Raw genomic sequence first — 17,650 nt, 5'->3', positions numbered from 1 at the left:
AGAAAAACAGGTTACGCTAACGAGTTAGCGGGCATTCATTGTCAAAAGTTCGTATTCTGCGACCGGCTCGTCATCCTGATTGGTCAGGGACACGTGCCAGCGAACCTCGCCATAATCGTCATTGCGTGGGGTTTTCTGCTTGACCGTCAAACGCACTTTGATGCTGTCCCCGGCGACGACCGGCTTCATGAACCGCAACCCGTCCAGCCCGGTATTGGCCAACACCGGCCCCTCGTTCGGTTCAACAAACAAGCCAGCCGCGAAGCTGAGCAACAGATAGCCATGCGCTACGCGACCGGGGAAGAACGGATTTCGTGCCGCCGCGTCCTCGTCCATATGAGCGTAGAACGTATCGCCGGTGAAATTGGCGAAGTGTTCGATATCCTCCAGCGTGATTACGCGCGAGGCTGTGTGCAGCGTCTCTCCGACCTGCAACTCACCGAATTTACGGGTGAACGGATGTGCCGGACCTTGGATTTCAGGCGCCCCAGGCACCCATTTGGTGCTGATACCACTGAGCATGCGCGGCGAGCCCTGAATGGCGGTGCGTTGCATATAGTGTTTCACACCGCGCACGCCGCCCATTTCCTCACCGCCGCCCGCTCGACCCGGCCCACCATGCACCATATGCGGCAGCGGAGAACCGTGGCCGGTCGATTCTGCCATCGAGTCGCGGTCGTTAATGTAAATCCGCCCGTTATAGGCCGCAGCCCCCATCACCACATCCCGCGCCACCTCAGTGTCATGGGTGATCAGTGAGGTGACCAGAGACCCCTGCCCGCGATTGGCCAGTGCCACCGCATGATCCAGATCGCGGTAACCCATCAGGGTTGAGACCGGGCCGAACGCCTCGGTATCGTGCACGCGCAGCGCTTTGTCAGGATCAGCGCAGTGAAACAGCATCGGGGGAACGAAGGCACCAGTTTCGGGGCCGTTCAGGTCGAACGCGTCGGGGTTTCCATAAACCCGTTCAGCCTCTTGCCCAATCAAAGCGGCCTTTTCCAGCACGTCAGCCTTCTGCCCGTTCGACACAAGCGCGCCCATGCGCGTGGTCTCGGCCCGCGGATCGCCGATGGTGATCTTCGCCAACCGTTCCGAGAGCGCGGAAATCACGGCGTCGAGCTGACTATCGGGCGCGATGATACGACGGATGGCGGTGCATTTCTGGCCCGCCTTGGTGGTCATTTCAAGAGAGACTTCCTTAACGAACAGATCGAATTCCGGCGTGCCGGGCTCTGCATCCGGGCCGAGGATTGAAGCATTCAAACTATCCTGCTCAGCAACGAACCGGACCGAGTTCTGCAAGATCGCAGGTGTCTGCCGTAGCTTCAACGCGGTGTTCGCCGAACCGGTGAAGCTGACCACATCCTGACAGCTTAAGTGATCGAGCATATCTCCCAACCCGCCTGACACTAATTGCAGCGCACCGGCGGGCAGGATGCCACTGTCCAGAATTATCCGCACGGCCAGTTCGGTGACATAACAACTATTGGTGGCTGGTTTCACGATAGCAGGAACGCCCGCCAAAAGTGTTGGAGCGAGTTTCTCCAACATGCCCCATACCGGGAAATTGAACGCGTTGATGTGGACCGCCACACCCTGCAGAGGGGTGCAGATATGTTGCCCCAGAAACGTGCCGTTGCGCGACAGTTGCTCGATATCTCCATCCAGGTAGACCTGCGCGTCGGGCATCTCGCGCCTACCCTTAGAGGCAAAGACGAACATCGTGCCGATGCCACCGTCGATATCGATCAGGTGGTCCTTCTGCGTGGCACCCGTTTCAAAGCTCAGATCGTAGAGCGCCTGTTTATGCGCTGACAGCTCTTGCGCCAGCGCTTTGAGCATCCGGGCACGGTCGTGGAACGTCAATTTACGTAGGGCTGGGCCACCGGTGTTACGTGCATAATCACGCATCGCCTGCACGTCGAGCGCTGCGTTGCCAGCACTGGCAAACGGTGCGCCGGTGATGGCGGATGCGATGGTGCGTGCGCCTTCTCCGGGCGCGACCCAAGTGCCAGCGGCAAAGCTGGAAATCTGATGCAGGGACATGATGTTCTCCTGTTTGATGAGGCGGGGCTCAGTGCCCCAGCGCGCCCATTTGCTGCGGCAGGTACAGAACCACGATGGGCACCAGCACGATCAGCGCAAGGCGGAAGATATCGGCAACCCAGAATGGTGTAACGCCGCGGAAGATGGTGCCGGTCGAGACGTCGCCCACCACGCCTTTCAGGATGAAGACGTTCAGGCCCACGGGCGGGGTGATCAGCGAGATTTCGGTGACAACCACCACAACGATGCCGAACCAGATCGGGTCATATCCCAGCGACGTGACCAGCGGGAAGAAGATTGGGACCGTCAGCAACAGCATCGAGAGGGATTCGAAGACGCAGCCCAGAATGATGTAGATGCCGAGGATCATAAGAATCACGACAAACGGTGCCACATCATAGGCCGTGACCATTGCAATCAGGGCTTCGGGCAAGCCGGCTAGATTGATGAAATTCGAGAATATCTGCGCGCCGATCAGAACTGCGAACAATGCAGACGCCGTAAAGCAGGTCTCTTTCAGCACCTCGAAGGTTGAGCCGACAGTCAAGCCACCGCGAAACAGGGCGATCAGGAAGGCCCCGGCGGCGCCCATGCCTGCGGCCTCGGTCGGTGAGAAAGTCAGGTTAAGCGGCTCGAAGTCGAAGGCGCCGTAGAGCCCGCCGATCACCAGAAAGAACAGCAGCAGCACGGCCCAGACAGAACCCAGCGCACGGATACGCTCCGACCAGGTGGCGCGTTCCCCGGCTGGCCCAGCCTCAGGGTTGCGCCAAACGGTCCAGCGCACCGCGAAAAGGTAGAAGAGGATACCGAGAATGCCGGGAATGATTCCCGCCATGAACAGTTTCCCGATCGAGGTTTCGGTCAGTAGTCCGTAAATGACCAGAATGACCGATGGGGGGATCAGAATGCCCAACGTACCACCGGCGGCAATCGACGCGGTCGAGAGTTCATCGGAGTAGCCATAGCGGCGCATCTGCGGCATCGCGACCTTTGACATGGTCGCGGCGGTGGCCAGAGACGAGCCGCAAATGGCCGAGAACCCGCCGCAGGCTGCGACCGTGGCCATAGCGATTCCGCCGCGCATGTGGCCCAAGAAAGCGTTGGACACCGCATAAAGCTCGCGCGCCATACCGCCTTTGTTCACGAACAGGCCCATCAGGATGAACAGCGGCACCACCGACAGACCATAATCCTGAGCAGTGTCAGTAATCTGGCGGCCCACCATAGACATGGCAGCCTTCAACCCGCGTTCATCAAAGATCGAGCCGCCACGTTCGTAGGCGAAGCCCAATGTGCCGACCAGTCCCATGGCAAAGACGATGGGCAGGCGCACCAGCACCAGGATCAATACAATCGCAAATCCGATCAGCGCTGCGGTCATTACATAGGCTCCGACAGAGTATTTGGGGCGAAGGCCTTTAGCAGCCCAGTGGCGATCATCACCAGTGCGGTTATGGCAACGGACAGGGTAATGAACCAGCCGATCAGGTAGGTGGGGATTGAAAGATACTCAGTCACGTCCCCATAATCCCGCGCCCGCTCGGCCAGGACCCAGACGCGTTGGACCGGCCAGAACAGCATGATGCCGCTGACCACATAGATCACCACGTCCCGCGCACGTGACAGGTGCAGACGGTGGAAGAACCCGTCCGTCAGATCGACCGCGATATGGCCGTTGGTGGTTGAGACAATCGGGAGGACTGAAAACACCAGAATGGCCATCAATATCCGCGTCAGTTCGGTTGCGGCCTCAATGGGCGCATTGAAGACTGAACGCAGGATCACGTCGCAAAATGTCATTGCCATCAGGATGAACAGGGCGATGCACGCCACGATCACGGGAAGGGCGCTGGCGCGTCGCACAAGCTGGATTATCGGGGTCATGGGAAACTCGCGCAGGGTAAGTCAGGGCGGCGCAAAGGCCGCCCTGAAGTTGGATCAGTTCGTGGACATTTCCGATTTGATCATGTCATAGGCGGCCTGAGCGTCGACACCTGTTGCGTCAACCTCGGCGATGACCTTGCCGCGGATGTCTTCGGCGATGGCCGAGAACTTCTCCATATCCGCGTCCGTGGCAGCGTTGATGGCATTACCTTCTGCCGCCTCGGTTGCCTCGCGACCTGTGGCATCAATCTCATCCCAGATCTTGCCGATCTCACGGCTCAGCGGTTCACCGAATACGTTTTCTTCCAACGCCGTCTGCAGCTCGGGCGGCAGATCTGCGAAGGTGTCTTCGTTCATGATGAAGGCAAACGAGCCACGATAAAGGCCACCGGGCATCTCATAGACGTTCTGTGCAACTTCGGTCAGCTTGAAACCCTTGCGCGATTCCAAAGGCATAACGACGCCGTCAGCGGCCTTGGACGCCAGTGTTTCATAGACTTTTGGGGCGGGCACCTGAATGCCGGTCGCGCCCAGCGCCGCACCGACGTCTCCGCCAACGCCGCCTGGGATGCGGACTTTCAGGCCCGAAACCTCATCCAGAGTGGTGACCGGCGCGCTGGAATGCAGCTGCGCAGGACCGTGTGTGTGCAGGGCGATGACTTTTACACCACGATGCTCGTCAGCAGCTTTCAGATGCTGATCGTAGGTGCGCCAGTAAGCAACCGAAGCGTCCTCGGCCGAGCCTTCATAGCCTGGCAGTTCGATCAGCTTGGTGGTGACAAAACGCCCGGGCTGATACCCGTGGAAAATAATCGAGGCATCGGCGGCGCCGTCCATGATCAGGTCCATCTGTGCCGGTGGCGGAGCGATGCCCAGCTTGAGCTCTGCAGTAACCTGCCCGTCAGTGGCCTCTTCGACCATCTCGACGAATTTGGGCCACATCTTCGCGTTGATGCCGTGGGTGGGTGGAGCCCAGCTGGAAATTGTCAGGGTGTAGTCGGCTGCAAAAGCAATGGTGCCTGACACCGCCAATGTTGCCGAAGCCAGCAGCGTGGTGAGCTTGGTGAATTTCATGACCGGGTCTCCTCCTCAAAAGCGCAAGTCGTGAATGTGTTAATGGTACGTTTTGTAACTATCAACGACGAGAAAAGCAGTTCAGCGCGTAGGCCAGAGGGCATTTCTGATCGCCGAGTCACAAACGGCTATAGAATTTATTGACCAACCGTTCGGTTTATGCAAGAAGTTTGTTGTAACTTATGAAAAGCGAACCGGGCATGTCTGATACGATTATTTCGCAGAATATGGGGCAATGGGTTGAAATCACACTCAATCGCCCAGATCGCCTGAACAGTTTCACGGATGAGATGCACTATGCCTTGCGCGCCGCGCTTGAGGCCGCGCGCGATGGTGGAACCCGCGCTGTGTTGCTGACTGGGGCGGGACGCGGGTTCTGTGCCGGGCAGGATTTGGGGGATCGAAACCCTGCAAAGATGGAGGGCCCGCCAGACCTGGGCAACACGGTGCGCACGTTTTATGCACCTCTGGTGCGCCTAATCCGGTCGCTGAATTTCCCCGTCGTCTGCGCCGTCAATGGTGTTGCGGCAGGCGCGGGTGCCAATATTGCGTTGGCCTGCGATGTGGTTCTGGCCGCTGATTCTGCCAAGTTTATCCAGTCGTTTTCCAAGGTCGGCTTGATCCCCGATACGGGCGGCAGTTGGCATTTGCCGCACCTGCTGGGTGAGGCGCGGGCCAAGGGTCTGGCCTTAATCGGGCAACCGTTGCCGGCGCGGCAGGCGGCAGATTGGGGGCTGATCTGGAAAGCGCTTCCCGACGCTGACCTGATGACTGAGGCGCGAGCGATGACGGAACAGTTGGCCAATGGTCCAACGCTGGGACTTGGCTTGACGAAACAGACGATTCAGGCGGCTGCCACGAATTCCCTGACCGACCATCTGGAGGTTGAAGCAGACGCGATGAAAACCTGCGGTGAAAGCGCGGACTATTCTGAAGGTGTCACAGCGTTTCTGGAAAAACGCGCGCCGGTCTTTCGGGGAGAATAAGATGACGCCAAAGGAGCGCGCCCAAAAAGCCGCGGCCGCAATGTGGGGGCGAGACAATGCCTCGAAATGGGCGGGCATGGAATTGGGCGAAGTTGACGAAGGGACCGCGATCCTGACGCTCGCCGTTCAGGACCATCACTGCAACGGGCACGGTATTTGCCATGGCGGCGTGACCTTCATGCTGGCCGACAGTGCCTTTGCCTTTGCCTGCAACAGCCGCAACCAATCAACAGTCGCGCAGCACAATGTGATCAGCTACGTCGCGCCCGCGCGATCCGGTGACCTGCTGACGGCCTGTGCAACGGAACTTAGCCTGACCGGGCGCAGCGGCATCTATGACGTAACAGTAACCAACCAGACCGGCCAAAAGATCGCAGAGTTTCGGGGATTTTCCCGCGCGGTCAAAGGCCCAGTGTTTGACGAGACCTGAGATGAGGGGGATGGCATGAAGGATCTTACTCCGAATAAGGCGGATCTTGATCCGATCGAGATCGCCTCGATTGATGAAATTCGCGCGCTGCAACTGGATCGGCTTAAATGGTCGCTGCGTCATGCCTATGACAATGTTCCCATGTACCGACAGCGGTTCGATGAGGCTGGGGTGCATCCTGACGATCTGCAATCCCTCAGTGATCTCGCGCGTTTTCCGTTTACCTACAAAAACGATCTGAGGGAAAACTATCCTTTCGGTCTGTTTGCCGTACCGCGTGAGCAGATCATCCGTGTTCACGCCTCGTCAGGAACCACGGGCAAGCCAACCGTGGTGGGCTATACGCAAGGCGATATCGATAATTGGGCCGATCTGGTGGCCAGGTCACTACGTGCCAGCGGGTTGCGCCGGGGTGACATGGTACACAACGCGTATGGCTATGGCCTATTCACCGGTGGTTTGGGCGCACATTACGGGATCGAGCGTCTGGGGGCCACGGTCGTCCCGATGAGCGGCGGGCAAACCGCCAAACAGGTCGATCTGATCACCGATTTCAAACCAGACGGGATCATGGTTACGCCATCCTATATGCTAAATATTCTTGAACAGTATCATAAGGTTGGCCTAGATCCGCGCGAATGTTCTCTGGCTGTGGGCGTCTTTGGCGCTGAACCCTGGACGGATTCCATGCGTGCTGAGGTTGAACAGGCCTTCGACATGCATGCCGTCGATATCTACGGCTTGTCCGAGATCATGGGACCTGGCGTCGCCAATGAGTGCGTCGAAACCAAAGACGGACCGGTGATCTGGGAAGATCACTTCTATCCAGAAATCATCGACCCCCAAACCGGTGAGGTCATGCCCGACGGTGAGATCGGTGAACTGGTCTTCACCACGTTGACCAAAGAGGGCCTTCCGATGATCCGCTATCGCACCCGCGACCTGACGCGGCTGTTGCCCGGTACAGCGCGGTCGATGCGGCGGATGGAAAAGATCACCGGTCGCTCGGACGATATGATCATCCTGCGCGGCGTAAACGTCTTCCCCAGCCAGATCGAAGAGCAGGTTTTGGCAACCGGCGGTCTAGCACCCTATTACCAGATCGAACTTTACAAAGCCGGACGAATGGACGCGATGCGCGTACATGTCGAGGCGACCCCAGACGCGGCAGATGAGCTGAGCAAAACCGCTGCAGCCCGGATGCTGTCGCGGCGGATCAAAGAGGTGGTTGGAATCTCGACCGAGATCGATATAGGCGAGCCGGGCGAGGTCGAACGCTCGCAGGGCAAAGCCCGGCGCGTAGTCGACAATCGCGACAGTTAAGACAGAATCGGAGGGTCAGGATTTGGCGCGCACGATAGCAAAAGACCATGACGACAAGCGGGCTCGTATTCTGAAATCCGCCGCCCGCGTCTTCGCGCAAGAAGGGTTTGACCGGGCGTCAATGTCTCAGCTGGCGCGCGAGTGTGGAATATCCAAGGCCAATATCTATCACTACTATGACAGCAAGGACGCGATCCTGTTTGACATACTCGACAGCTATCTACGACAGTTACGCGACCAAATTTGCGGCCTTGATCTTGAGGGGCTGGCCCCTGCGGACCGCCTAAGGCGGGTGCTGCAGGAAATCCTGCTGGCCTATCAGGGTGTGGATGATGAACATCGCGTGCAAACCAGCGGCATGTCCGCTTTGCCCGAGGAGCAGCAGAAACTGCTGCGTGGCTATCAGCGGGATCTGGTGGAGTTTGTCAGCGACATCATCGCCAGCGTTGCGCCCCAAACTTTCACGAACGACGCCGCCAAGCTTCGGGCGACCACGATGTCCGTCTTCGGGATGTTGAACTGGTTCTATATGTGGAATGCAGGCGCAGATGCCGAGGCGCGTAGTGACTACGCTGCGCTGGTAAGCAATCTGACCCTGTCGGGCGTTGACGGTCTCTGACGCTCGGCTGGCACAGAGTTGATTTGGGTCAGCCACTCAAATGGGTCTGAATGAGGGCAGAGGTCGCCCATGCAAAGCCCTGATCGTTTCGATAAATTCTATTTCGCCAAAGTGGGTTTGGGCGAAGCCTGTGGCTGCGCCGAACGCGTGATTGATGTGTTCGAATTCAACCGGAAGGCTGGCGCTCAGACACAATCAGCGAAGAAAGACCGAGGCAAACGGCGATCTCTGCGTGGGTTGGCCGTGAAATACGGATTGCTTAGCCGCAAGCGTCAGCCCTGAAAGTCAGGGCGCTTTCAGCCCCAGATTCGCGACCTGCTCAGTCGCCTTCGCCACCCACTGATCTCTCATCTCGGCTCCGGTCAGTTGCCGTAGCCCCAGCTTGCGCAGCGTCTCGATTTTCTCCGCACCCCCGGCCCCAAAACTGGCCGCCACGCGGGGCCACCAATAGTCAATTGACGCCTGCATCTCGGCAGCCTTCCCCTGTTCGATCAGCTTTAGCGCGCCTTCAAGGGCCAGTTCTCCATGGCGCGCCTCGATCGGAGCGATATCCCGGAAGGCTTCGGCCAAAGGTTGATAAGATATCTGAGAGAATTGAGCGAGTTGAACCGCAACCGCCTGGCTCATCAGCAGGTTCATCACCACAGCATCGCCCCACCCTTCGATCGGATAGTTAAAGACCGCAAGACGCATATCATGCTCGGACCGGGTCGCCCCAATATCCGCATCGCGATCCAGACGCTTGGTCCAAGGGTGATGGTTTGCATAGCGATCAGTGTTGGCCCCGAACTCGCCCATGATTTTCAGCACACGATCCGCATTGTCGGTCTTTTCCAACACAATCTTTGCCGCCGCTATGCGTTCCTTGATGCCAGGGCCCTGATTGATGATGTCGGCAAAACCCGCAGCACCTGCCAGCTCACTATCCACGAAGGTCGCCATCAGCTTCATGAGTTCTGCGCGGTAGCGCGGAGGAACATTGGTTGGATTGCTCAGGACGCCACCGGCGGCCAGATAGCTCTCGATTGTCATGTCTTCAGCCATCATTCCCTCCGTCTACTGATCGTAGTCCACGACCACGGTGTCGGTCAGCGGATAAGCCTGACAGCTCAGGACGTATCCTTTTTCGACCTCGTAATCTTCCAATGCGTGATTGGCGACCATCTCAACATCGCCCTCGAGCACACGGCAACGACAGGTCGAGCACACCCCAGCTTTGCAGGCGTAAGGCGCGTCCATCGCATTCTCTAACGCGGCATCAAGAATCGATTGATCCTTGGGCATGGTGATTGACTGCGTTGCCCCGTCCATTGTGATCGAGGCCTTGGTCTGGTTGGCCTGAGACGCCGTGTCCGCACCACTTACCTTGCGCTTGGCCCGACCGGGTTGGGCGCTGGCGAAAAGCTCGAATTTGATTTGTCCATCATCCAGCCCATGTGCACGCAGGGCAGAAGCGATGCCCAGCATCATGGGCTCGGGGCCGCAAATAAAGGCTGCGTCGACATTCTTGATGTCGATCCAGTGTTCGAACAGGTCGGCGCATTTCTCTTGCGTGACCAAACCGGTAAACAACTCGATCTCCTGCGCATCCGATTCCAGAATGTGGATCACATTCAAGCGCCCCATATAGAGGTTCTTGAGATCCTCAAGCTCTTCCCGGAACATGATCGTGTTCACACCCTTGTTGGCATAAACCAGCGTGAAGCGTGAATGCGGCTCGCGGGCGAGCGTGGTTTTCAGGATCGACAAGACCGGGGTGATACCCGACCCACCGGCAAAGCCCAGATACTGCTTTTCGGCGGTTGGATCGATTGCCGTGTGGAAGCTACCCATCGGCGGCATCGCCTGAACCGTGTCGCCCACCTTCAGGTCAGTGTTGGCCCAGGTTGAGAACGCGCCGCCATCGACGCGCTTGATGCCGACCTGCAGAATGCCTTCATCCTTACCAGCGCAGATAGAGTATGATCGGCGCAACTCTTCCCCGTCGAAATCGCGACGGAAGGTCAGGTATTGGCCTTGGGTGAAATCGAATTCCTCAGCCGAGCCGTTCACCGGTTTCAACGTCACCACCACCGCGTCGCGGATGGTTTTGTGAATGTCGGTGACTTCCAGATCGTGAAAGCGTGCCATCCGGTGATCCTCCCTCAGATGCACTTGAAATAGTCAAAAGGTTCCAAACAGTCGGTGCAGCGCCAATGGGCCTTACACGGGGTCGAGCCGAATTGGCTGACCTTCTCGACCGCTTTGCTGCCGCAATGTGGGCAACGTTCGGGGCCGCCTGCGGGCTGGGGCGGTGCGATTCCGTATTCCTCCAGCCGGGCGCGGCCTTTGTCACTGAGCCAATCGGTGGTCCACGCGGGCGCAATACTTGTTTCGATCCGCAAATCGTCAATCCCGTGATCACGCAACACGGTTTCGATATCCATGCTGATCACCGAGGTCGCCGGGCAGCCCGAATAAGTCGGGGTGACTGTGACCAACAGCGTGTCATCGTCCCACTGCACATCACGCACAATGCCCAGGTCGACGACCGAGATCACTGGGATCTCGGGGTCGGGAACAGCGTCCAGCCACTCCCATACCTGATCAGTCGAAGCCCTCATGCGACCTTACCAAGAGGCGCCGGGATAGGCGCGTTGAATCCACTGCATCTGTGTCAGTAAATGGCCCAGATGTTCGGTATGCATCCGCCCGTCACGCCCACCTTTATGGGCAAAGCGGCTTTCGGGAATGGTCAGCGTTGCCTCGCTCAGAACCCGCCCGATCAGAGCGTCATATTCTGCGCGCAGATCAGCAGGGCCCGGGGCGATTCCCGCCGCAACCATCTCAGCATCAACATCATCGCTGGCAAACATCTCGCCCACGTAAGGCCAGAGATAATCCAGAGCGTTCTGCATCCGCGCGTTGCTTTCTTCGGTTCCGTCGCCAAGCCCGACAACCGTGTCACCCGAGCGTTCGAGGTGATAGGTGACTTCTTTGCTGGCCTTGGCAGCGATCGCCGCGACCCTTTCGTCGGACGATTTCATCAGACGACCCAACATGATCGAATGCCACGCATCGAACAGGAACTGACGCATCAGCGTGCGCCCGAAATCGCCATTCGGGACCTCGACCAGCAGCACATTACGAAAGTCCCATGCGTCGCGCAAAAAGGCCAGGTCATCGGCGCTTTTGCCGCCGTCGATCTCACCGGCGAGGCCCAACCACATCTGGGTCTGACCGATCAGGTCCAACGCAGTGTTGGCCAGAGCGATATCCTCCTCCAGCACCGGCGCGTGGCCGCACCATTCGCTAACGCGATGGCCGAGGATCAGGGTATTATCCCCCATCCGCAGCAGAAACTGCAGGAATGCTTCGTCCCGGGTCATCACATTGCCCCCACTTCATCGGGAATGTCGAAAAAGGTCGGGTGACGGTACACTTTGCTCTCACTGGGCTCGTAAAGCGGGCCTTTGTCGCTAGGCGAAGAGGCCGAAATGTTGTTGGCCTCGACCACCCAGATCGACACGCCTTCGTTGCGGCGGGTATAGACGTCGCGCGCATTCTTGATTGCCATCTCCGCGTCAGGCGCATGCAGCGAGCCGACGTGACGGTGGCTCATCCCATGCTGACCACGGATGAAGATTTCCCACAGGGGCCATTCATTGTTCATTTGGTATCCTCCTTGGGTTTACTCTGCGGCCAGATTTCGTGTTCGTTTCTTGCGGGCATGGGCCAACAACCCGTCGCGCACCCATTTTCCATCGTCCCACGCCTTGTTACGCGCGGCCAAACGATCGACATTGCAGGGGCCGTTGCCTTTGATCACATCGAAGAATTCGGACCAGTCCGGGTCGGTGTAGTCGTAGTGGCCCCGCTCTTCGTTCCACTTCAGGTCGGGGTCGGGAATGCTCAGGCCGAGATACTCGGCCTGCGGCACGGTCTGATCCACGAATTTCTGGCGCAGCTCGTCATTGGTATTGATCTTGATCTTCCAAGCCATAGATTGCGCTGAATGCACGCTTTCCTTGTCGGAAGGTCCAAACATCATCAGCGACGGATACCAGAGCCGGTTCAATGCATCCTGCGCCATCTTGCGCTGTTCTGGCGTGCCTTCTGCCATCTTGCGGATCGCATCATAGCCCTGACGCTGGTGAAAACTCTCTTCCTTGCAGATGCGGATCATAGCGCGCGAATAGGGGCCAAAGGACGTCCGCTGCAGCGGAACCTGGTTCATGATCGCGGCACCATCGACCAGCCATCCGACCGCGCCGATATCGGCCCAGTTCAATGTCGGGTAGTTGAAAATCGACGAATACTTCATGCGGCCATCCAACAGCATCTCGGTGATCTCGTCCCGGCTGACGCCCAGCGTTTCGGCCGCACAATAGAGATACAGCCCATGCCCGGCCTCATCCTGCACCTTGGCCAATAGGATCGCCTTACGCTCCAGTGTTGGAGCGCGCGTGATCCAGTTGCCTTCGGGTAACTGGCCGACAATCTCGGAATGCGCGTGCTGGCCAATCTGACGGATAAGAGTCGCGCGATAGTCATCGGGCATCCAGTCTTTGGGCTCGATTTTGATATCGGCGTCAATCTTGTCCTGAAAGGCGCGCTCCTGCTCGGTCATCTCCTCGCGGGATTTTACGCCTGTTCCGGCTGTCTTGATCATCTGAGCATACATGTGAGGTCTCCTCCCTTACACGCGTTCGAGAATAAGTGCTGCGCCCTGCCCTACCCCGACGCACATGGTGCAGAGCGCATAGCGCCCGCCCGTGCGGCGCAGTTGATAAGCAGCGGTCATAACCAACCTTGCGCCACTCATCCCAAGCGGATGCCCGATCGCAATGGCGCCTCCGTTCGGATTTACATGGGGCGCATCATCGGGCACCCCCAGTTCGCGAAGCGTGGCAAGGCCTTGCGAGGCAAATGCCTCATTCAATTCTATCACATCCATCTGATCGATGCTGAGACCCGCGCGGGCCAGTACCTTGCGGCTGGCTGGAACAGGACCGATGCCCATCACGCGCGGTTCGACCCCGGCAACGGACATTCCGACAACGCGGGCGATTGGGGTCAGATCGTTCTTTGCCGCTGCGGATTCATTCGCCATCAAGATCGCCGCCGCGCCGTCGTTTACGCCCGAAGCGTTACCAGCCGTGACAGTCTTTTCAGACCCGTTAATGCCCTTCAGGCCCGACAGTTTCTCGGCTGTGGTTCCAGGACGCGGATGTTCATCCGTATCGACCATCACAGGATCGCCCTTACGTTGCGGGATTGTGACCGGGGTGATCTCCTCCTGAAACACCCCGGTCTGGTGCGCCGCGGCCCAGCGGGCCTGGCTGCGTTCGGCAAACGCATCCTGATCGGAGCGGTTGATACCGTAAGCTTCCGCTACGTTATCTGCTGTTTCGGGCATCGAGTCGATACCGAATTCCTGCTTCATCTTGGGATTCACAAAACGCCAGCCGATCGTTGTGTCGTAGACTGAATTAGCGCGCGAGAAGGCGGACGTCGCTTTGGGCATCACAAATGGTGCGCGCGACATGCTTTCGACACCCCCGGCGATGGCCATGTCATAGTCCCCGGCGCGGATCGCGCGGGCCGCCATACCTACCGCATCCATACCAGAAGCACAAAGTCGGTTGATGGTCGTTCCAGGCACATCCACCGGCAGCCCCGCCAGCAACGCCGCCATCCGCGCCACGTTGCGGTTGCTTTCCCCAGCCTGATTGGCGTCGCCGTAGATCACGTCGTCTATGCCTGTCCAATCAACCTGAAGGTTTCGCGCTATCAGCGCAGCAATTGGGATCGCTGCCAAATCATCCGTGCGAACCTGGCTGAGGCTGCCGCCATACCGTCCGATTGGTGTGCGCTGCGCGTCGCAGATAAAGGCGTCCATTGGGCGAGGGCTCCGAGAATTATGTCGCGTGATTAAGTGACCGATAGGTCGGTTAATAAGCAACGCCGCGATTCGCAGCAAGAAAAATGTAACATGATTTTAATTTTTTTAAGATAATGGTAACATATTAAGGCAGCTAAATCAAAAAAGCCCGCAGATTTGCGGGCTTTAATACTTGGCATGAATGACGACGAAATTCAGACCATCGCAAATATGCGGGCCGGACCGCCAGACCCCCCGCGATGAGCTGGCGCACCCACAATCAATGTCGCTCCACTGGCTGGCACTTTGTCCAGGTTTGCAAGATTTTCAATGCCATACCTGTTCGTAGGCAGCCACGCGTAGTGAGTCGCAAAATCGGCTGATGGTCCGTGATCGAGGGATAGGGAATCCACCGCCAAGGCAACCGCGCCTGTGCCATCCATCAGCATCTGTGCGGCTTCGACATGGAAACCCGGAAAGTGCATTTTGCCCTCTTCGTCTGCGTTGCGGAAGTCTGGCGTTGCGGATTTAGCTCCCCACCCCGAATGCATCGCGACGCAAGCGCCGTCTGGGATCGGACCGTTTGCAGAGATCCAGGCCTCAAGATCGTCAGGCGTAACCTGAGCATCCGCATCCTCTGCTGCCCTCGCAGCGATATCAATTACGCAAAGTGGGCATACCAGATTGGATACAGGAATTTCATCAACCGACTGACCATCGGCCGAGAAATGTAGCGGCGCATCGATATGCGTGCCTGTGTGTTCGTTTACAGCGAGATTGAATAGATTGAAACCGTGGTCCTTGAAGTTGAAAGCTTGAGTTGCCTCAATTCCGGGTTCGCCAAAATAGGTCGGAAAATCAGCATCATATATATGTGTCATGTCTACGACTTCGCCATGGCCCATCGCCATTGCAGGTGTCGTCGCAGCCGAGCTTAGTGCGGTTCCAGCCACCATTGCGGCCCCGGCTTTAAAGAAAGAACGCCGAGATAGCATCCGATCTTTTACCGCATTCATTACGCATACATCACACATCTTGTAGCTCCCTTATTAAATGACACCGATAGCGGAATACTGCCCGACATGCTTGACTGAGTCCAATTCAGCCCCCTTGAGTTCAGTTTAGCCCGACGCTGATGATGTGCGTTTCACATGTTCGTAACGCTGCGACCGTAGCTCAAAAACCGAACGGTTGGTCGATTATAGGGTTGAATACTGTCTCAGTACGGTTCAGTCTCTGACTGCGTGGCAAATCGGGTTGAATGGACCACAACGCATATCTTTTCAGGAGGCAGGAACAAATGTCCCAGGTTATTGGTTATGAAAAAGTGGGCGACATCGCGGTTTTGTCGGCGAATAACCCGCCGGTAAATGCTCTGGGTGCAGAAGTACGCCAAGGCCTCCTAGCAGGGATTGAGCGTGCTGAAGCTGATGGCGTACGGGCCGTTTTGATTTACGGTAGGGGGCGAACCTATTTTGCCGGCGCTGATATTCGCGAATTCGGCAAGCCGCCACAGGATCCTTGGTTACCCGCGCTCTGCGATCGCATTGAAGCATCACCGCTTCTGGTGGTTTCATCTTTACACGGAACAGCCCTTGGCGGCGGGCTTGAGGTTGCCCTGTCCTGTCACTACCGTATTGCGACCCCTTTGACAAAAATCGGGCTGCCCGAGGTCAACCTTGGCATCATCCCCGGCGCGGGTGGAACCCAACGATTGCCACGGGTCGCTGGCGTCGAGGCCGCATTGGAAATGATAACGACGGGCCGCCATGTGCAGGCCTCTGAAGCGTTACAGATGGGCGTGCTGGACAAGGTTCAGGACGGAGATCCGCGCGAGATTGGGTTGGCCTTCGTACGAGATCTACTTGATACGGGCGCACCGCGCCGACCTGTCTGCGAAATGGCTAAACCAACGCCGATCGACTTTGACGCGACCTATGATGCCGTATTGAAGAAAGGACGGGGGCAGCTGTCGCCTGCGATTGCCGTGCGTGCTGTGCAAGCCAGCTGTGAAGCCCATGATTTTGCAGCAGGACAGGCTCGCGAACGGGAACTGTTCACCGAGCTGATGGCGTCAGATCAGCGTAAAGGACTGATCCATGCCTTCTTTGCTGAGCGCGCTGTCTCCAAACTCCCGGAACTGCAAGGGGTCAACCCCCGCGAGCTTCATCTGATAGGTGTTGTCGGAGGAGGTACGATGGGCGCAGGCATCGCCACATCCGCTCTGCTGGCGGGGCTTTCGGTTGTATTGCTTGAAATGTCGGTGGACGCAGCCAAGGCTGCAAAAGACCGGATCGCAGAAAATCTGACAGGTGCGGTGAAACGGGGGAAGTTGAGCCCGGACGCGCAAGTGGAAATTCTGGAGAACAGGCTATCCCTGTCGACGGGCTATGATGCGCTGAGTGGCGTTGATTTGGTGATCGAAGCCGTTTTTGAGGATATGGAGGTCAAGAAACAGGTTTTTGCAAGACTGGATGCGACCTGTAAATCCGGTGCCGTGCTGGCAACAAATACCTCATATCTCGACCTGAACGAAATTGCAGCATCCACAGGCAGGCCCAGTGACGTGATCGGTCTGCACTTTTTCTCACCTGCACATGTGATGAAACTGCTTGAGATCGTTGTTGCGGATCACACTGCGCCCGAAGTTATTGCGACAGGATTTGCTTTAGGAAAACGGTTAGGGAAAGTGTCCGTCAGGGCCGGCGTATGCGATGGTTTCATCGGCAACCGTATTCTCAACGCCTATCGAACCTGTGCAGATCACATGGTTCTGGATGGGGCAAGCCCTTTTCAGATAGATGCCGCGTTGACCGGATTTGGATTTGCAATGGGGCCATTTGCGGTGTCCGACCTTGCCGGGCTAGACATCGGGTGGGCAGCGCGCAAACGCAAACGGGCTGCGGGCCTGGATCCGCGTGTGCGCGACAGCTTCTATGCCGATAAACTATGCGAAGCAGGGCATTTTGGTCAGAAGACCGGCAAAGGTTATTATGTCTACGAGCAGGGGAATCGAAGCCGAAAACCCAACCCTGAAGTCATGCCTTTGATCGAAGCCGAGCGCGCCGCCAAAGGTATCTCTCCACGAGAGTTCACCGACGAAGAGATCGTGCGTCGTTATATGATTGCGATGGTGAATGAGGCGGCAAAGGTAGTTGGTGAGGGGATCGCCCGCAGACCACTGGATGTGGATATCACGCTGCTTTATGGCTATGGATTTCCACGATACTGGGGCGGACCATTGAAATGGGCCGACTTGCAGGGACTGTCAAACGTGTTGGATGACATTCGCCGGTGGTCAGGAGAAGATCCATATTATTGGCAGCCCGCGCCTTTGCTTGAACAACTGGCAACCGAAGGTCGTTGTTTTGATGATCTCAACAAAGCAAGTTGAGATCTAGGGCCTCCTTGCCCGCCCGACA

The 17,650-nt window shown here is 57.5% G+C and carries 18 protein-coding genes; 6 read left to right on the top strand and 12 right to left on the bottom strand.

Features of this window, described 5'->3' with window-relative positions; all coding sequences use genetic code 11:
* Positions 1–24: 24 nt before the first annotated feature.
* Genes paaZ through ACR0MQ_RS15515 form a run of 4 tightly spaced genes read right to left on the bottom strand, consistent with a single transcriptional unit; the run spans position 25 to position 5,007 of the window.
* Positions 25–2,049 (bottom strand): phenylacetic acid degradation bifunctional protein PaaZ, encoded by a 2,025-nt coding sequence (gene paaZ, locus ACR0MQ_RS15530; protein WP_170774992.1) that lies wholly within the window; start codon positions 2,047–2,049, stop codon positions 25–27.
* Between the two features lie 28 nt (positions 2,050–2,077).
* The gene (locus ACR0MQ_RS15525; RefSeq protein ID WP_480609226.1) at positions 2,078–3,430 is read right to left on the bottom strand and encodes a TRAP transporter large permease; all 1,353 of its coding nucleotides are present in this window, start codon (positions 3,428–3,430) and stop codon (positions 2,078–2,080) included.
* Complete coding sequence (locus ACR0MQ_RS15520) at positions 3,430–3,933, bottom strand: TRAP transporter small permease (protein WP_010437886.1); 504 nt, start codon at positions 3,931–3,933, stop codon at positions 3,430–3,432. The genes ACR0MQ_RS15525 and ACR0MQ_RS15520 overlap by 1 nt, the downstream gene beginning before the upstream one ends.
* A 54-nt stretch (positions 3,934–3,987) precedes the next feature.
* Complete coding sequence (locus ACR0MQ_RS15515) at positions 3,988–5,007, bottom strand: TRAP transporter substrate-binding protein (RefSeq protein WP_170774996.1); 1,020 nt, start codon at positions 5,005–5,007, stop codon at positions 3,988–3,990.
* 200 nt (positions 5,008–5,207) lie between these two features.
* Between ACR0MQ_RS15515 and paaG the strand changes: the two genes are divergently transcribed.
* The 5 genes from paaG (at position 5,208) to ACR0MQ_RS15490 (ending at position 8,647) form a co-directional block, all read left to right on the top strand.
* Positions 5,208–5,993 carry a 2-(1,2-epoxy-1,2-dihydrophenyl)acetyl-CoA isomerase PaaG gene (gene paaG / locus ACR0MQ_RS15510; protein ID WP_480609223.1) on the top strand — a complete coding sequence of 262 codons (786 nt, stop codon included), beginning with the start codon at positions 5,208–5,210 and terminating at the stop codon, positions 5,991–5,993.
* A gap of 1 nt (position 5,994) precedes the next feature.
* Positions 5,995–6,423 carry a hydroxyphenylacetyl-CoA thioesterase PaaI gene (gene paaI / locus ACR0MQ_RS15505; RefSeq protein ID WP_170477690.1) on the top strand — a complete coding sequence of 143 codons (429 nt, stop codon included), beginning with the start codon at positions 5,995–5,997 and terminating at the stop codon, positions 6,421–6,423.
* A gap of 15 nt (positions 6,424–6,438) precedes the next feature.
* Complete coding sequence (gene paaK / locus ACR0MQ_RS15500; RefSeq protein ID WP_480609221.1) at positions 6,439–7,746, top strand: phenylacetate--CoA ligase PaaK; 1,308 nt, start codon at positions 6,439–6,441, stop codon at positions 7,744–7,746.
* A 22-nt stretch (positions 7,747–7,768) separates the two neighbouring features.
* Complete coding sequence (locus ACR0MQ_RS15495) at positions 7,769–8,365, top strand: TetR/AcrR family transcriptional regulator (RefSeq protein WP_480609219.1); 597 nt, start codon at positions 7,769–7,771, stop codon at positions 8,363–8,365.
* 69 nt (positions 8,366–8,434) lie between these two features.
* Positions 8,435–8,647, top strand: coding sequence for a hypothetical protein (locus ACR0MQ_RS15490; RefSeq protein WP_480609217.1), 213 nt, complete (start codon positions 8,435–8,437; stop codon positions 8,645–8,647).
* A gap of 3 nt (positions 8,648–8,650) precedes the next feature.
* Here ACR0MQ_RS15490 and ACR0MQ_RS15485 read toward each other — a convergent pair whose 3' ends face one another.
* From ACR0MQ_RS15485 to ACR0MQ_RS15450, 8 genes are all read right to left on the bottom strand, one after another.
* Positions 8,651–9,409, bottom strand: a complete 759-nt coding sequence (locus ACR0MQ_RS15485; protein ID WP_480609215.1) for a Phenylacetic acid catabolic protein — start codon at positions 9,407–9,409, stop codon at positions 8,651–8,653.
* A gap of 12 nt (positions 9,410–9,421) precedes the next feature.
* Positions 9,422–10,495 carry a 1,2-phenylacetyl-CoA epoxidase subunit PaaE gene (gene paaE, locus ACR0MQ_RS15480; RefSeq protein ID WP_170775005.1) on the bottom strand — a complete coding sequence of 358 codons (1,074 nt, stop codon included), beginning with the start codon at positions 10,493–10,495 and terminating at the stop codon, positions 9,422–9,424.
* A gap of 14 nt (positions 10,496–10,509) precedes the next feature.
* Positions 10,510–10,968, bottom strand: coding sequence for a 1,2-phenylacetyl-CoA epoxidase subunit PaaD (paaD, locus tag ACR0MQ_RS15475; protein WP_480609213.1), 459 nt, complete (start codon positions 10,966–10,968; stop codon positions 10,510–10,512).
* Positions 10,969–10,974: 6 nt separating this feature from the next.
* Positions 10,975–11,733 carry a 1,2-phenylacetyl-CoA epoxidase subunit PaaC gene (gene paaC, locus ACR0MQ_RS15470; protein ID WP_480609211.1) on the bottom strand — a complete coding sequence of 253 codons (759 nt, stop codon included), beginning with the start codon at positions 11,731–11,733 and terminating at the stop codon, positions 10,975–10,977.
* Positions 11,733–12,017 carry a 1,2-phenylacetyl-CoA epoxidase subunit PaaB gene (gene paaB, locus ACR0MQ_RS15465; RefSeq protein WP_010437865.1) on the bottom strand — a complete coding sequence of 95 codons (285 nt, stop codon included), beginning with the start codon at positions 12,015–12,017 and terminating at the stop codon, positions 11,733–11,735. Before paaB ends, paaC begins: the two co-directional genes overlap by 1 nt.
* 18 nt (positions 12,018–12,035) lie before the next feature.
* Complete coding sequence (paaA, locus tag ACR0MQ_RS15460) at positions 12,036–13,028, bottom strand: 1,2-phenylacetyl-CoA epoxidase subunit PaaA (RefSeq protein WP_170545809.1); 993 nt, start codon at positions 13,026–13,028, stop codon at positions 12,036–12,038.
* 15 nt (positions 13,029–13,043) lie between these two features.
* Positions 13,044–14,246 (bottom strand): 3-oxoadipyl-CoA thiolase, encoded by a 1,203-nt coding sequence (gene pcaF / locus ACR0MQ_RS15455; protein WP_480609208.1) that lies wholly within the window; start codon positions 14,244–14,246, stop codon positions 13,044–13,046.
* Between the two features lie 197 nt (positions 14,247–14,443).
* On the bottom strand, positions 14,444–15,262 hold the full coding sequence (locus tag ACR0MQ_RS15450; RefSeq protein WP_480609206.1) for a cyclase family protein: 819 nt from the start codon (positions 15,260–15,262) through the stop codon (positions 14,444–14,446).
* Between the two features lie 266 nt (positions 15,263–15,528).
* Here ACR0MQ_RS15450 and ACR0MQ_RS15445 point away from each other — a divergent pair, with 266 nt between their 5' ends.
* Positions 15,529–17,622, top strand: a complete 2,094-nt coding sequence (locus ACR0MQ_RS15445; protein WP_480609204.1) for a 3-hydroxyacyl-CoA dehydrogenase NAD-binding domain-containing protein — start codon at positions 15,529–15,531, stop codon at positions 17,620–17,622.
* Positions 17,623–17,650: the final 28 nt, after the last annotated feature.

This window comes from Ruegeria sp. AN6 (assembly GCF_056540425.1).
Note: the sequence above shows the minus strand (reverse complement) of the source record. Positions and strands in the feature narration are given on the sequence as shown.

What these genes read in the sequence shown, in the direction of transcription:
- paaZ (WP_170774992.1), bottom strand. Translation starts at nt 2,049, where the DNA reads ATGTCCCTGCATCAGATTTCCAGCTTTGCCGCTGGCACTTGGGTCGCG.
- ACR0MQ_RS15525 (WP_480609226.1), bottom strand. Translation starts at nt 3,430, where the DNA reads ATGACCGCAGCGCTGATCGGATTTGCGATTGTATTGATCCTGGTGCTG.
- ACR0MQ_RS15520 (WP_010437886.1), bottom strand. Translation starts at nt 3,933, where the DNA reads ATGACCCCGATAATCCAGCTTGTGCGACGCGCCAGCGCCCTTCCCGTG.
- ACR0MQ_RS15515 (WP_170774996.1), bottom strand. Translation starts at nt 5,007, where the DNA reads ATGAAATTCACCAAGCTCACCACGCTGCTGGCTTCGGCAACATTGGCG.
- paaG (WP_480609223.1), top strand. Translation starts at nt 5,208, where the DNA reads ATGTCTGATACGATTATTTCGCAGAATATGGGGCAATGGGTTGAAATC.
- paaI (WP_170477690.1), top strand. Translation starts at nt 5,995, where the DNA reads ATGACGCCAAAGGAGCGCGCCCAAAAAGCCGCGGCCGCAATGTGGGGG.
- paaK (WP_480609221.1), top strand. Translation starts at nt 6,439, where the DNA reads ATGAAGGATCTTACTCCGAATAAGGCGGATCTTGATCCGATCGAGATC.
- ACR0MQ_RS15490 (WP_480609217.1), top strand. Translation starts at nt 8,435, where the DNA reads ATGCAAAGCCCTGATCGTTTCGATAAATTCTATTTCGCCAAAGTGGGT.
- ACR0MQ_RS15485 (WP_480609215.1), bottom strand. Translation starts at nt 9,409, where the DNA reads ATGGCTGAAGACATGACAATCGAGAGCTATCTGGCCGCCGGTGGCGTC.
- paaE (WP_170775005.1), bottom strand. Translation starts at nt 10,495, where the DNA reads ATGGCACGCTTTCACGATCTGGAAGTCACCGACATTCACAAAACCATC.
- paaD (WP_480609213.1), bottom strand. Translation starts at nt 10,968, where the DNA reads ATGAGGGCTTCGACTGATCAGGTATGGGAGTGGCTGGACGCTGTTCCC.
- paaC (WP_480609211.1), bottom strand. Translation starts at nt 11,733, where the DNA reads ATGACCCGGGACGAAGCATTCCTGCAGTTTCTGCTGCGGATGGGGGAT.
- paaB (WP_010437865.1), bottom strand. Translation starts at nt 12,017, where the DNA reads ATGAACAATGAATGGCCCCTGTGGGAAATCTTCATCCGTGGTCAGCAT.
- paaA (WP_170545809.1), bottom strand. Translation starts at nt 13,028, where the DNA reads ATGTATGCTCAGATGATCAAGACAGCCGGAACAGGCGTAAAATCCCGC.
- pcaF (WP_480609208.1), bottom strand. Translation starts at nt 14,246, where the DNA reads ATGGACGCCTTTATCTGCGACGCGCAGCGCACACCAATCGGACGGTAT.
- ACR0MQ_RS15450 (WP_480609206.1), bottom strand. Translation starts at nt 15,262, where the DNA reads ATGTGTGATGTATGCGTAATGAATGCGGTAAAAGATCGGATGCTATCT.
- ACR0MQ_RS15445 (WP_480609204.1), top strand. Translation starts at nt 15,529, where the DNA reads ATGTCCCAGGTTATTGGTTATGAAAAAGTGGGCGACATCGCGGTTTTG.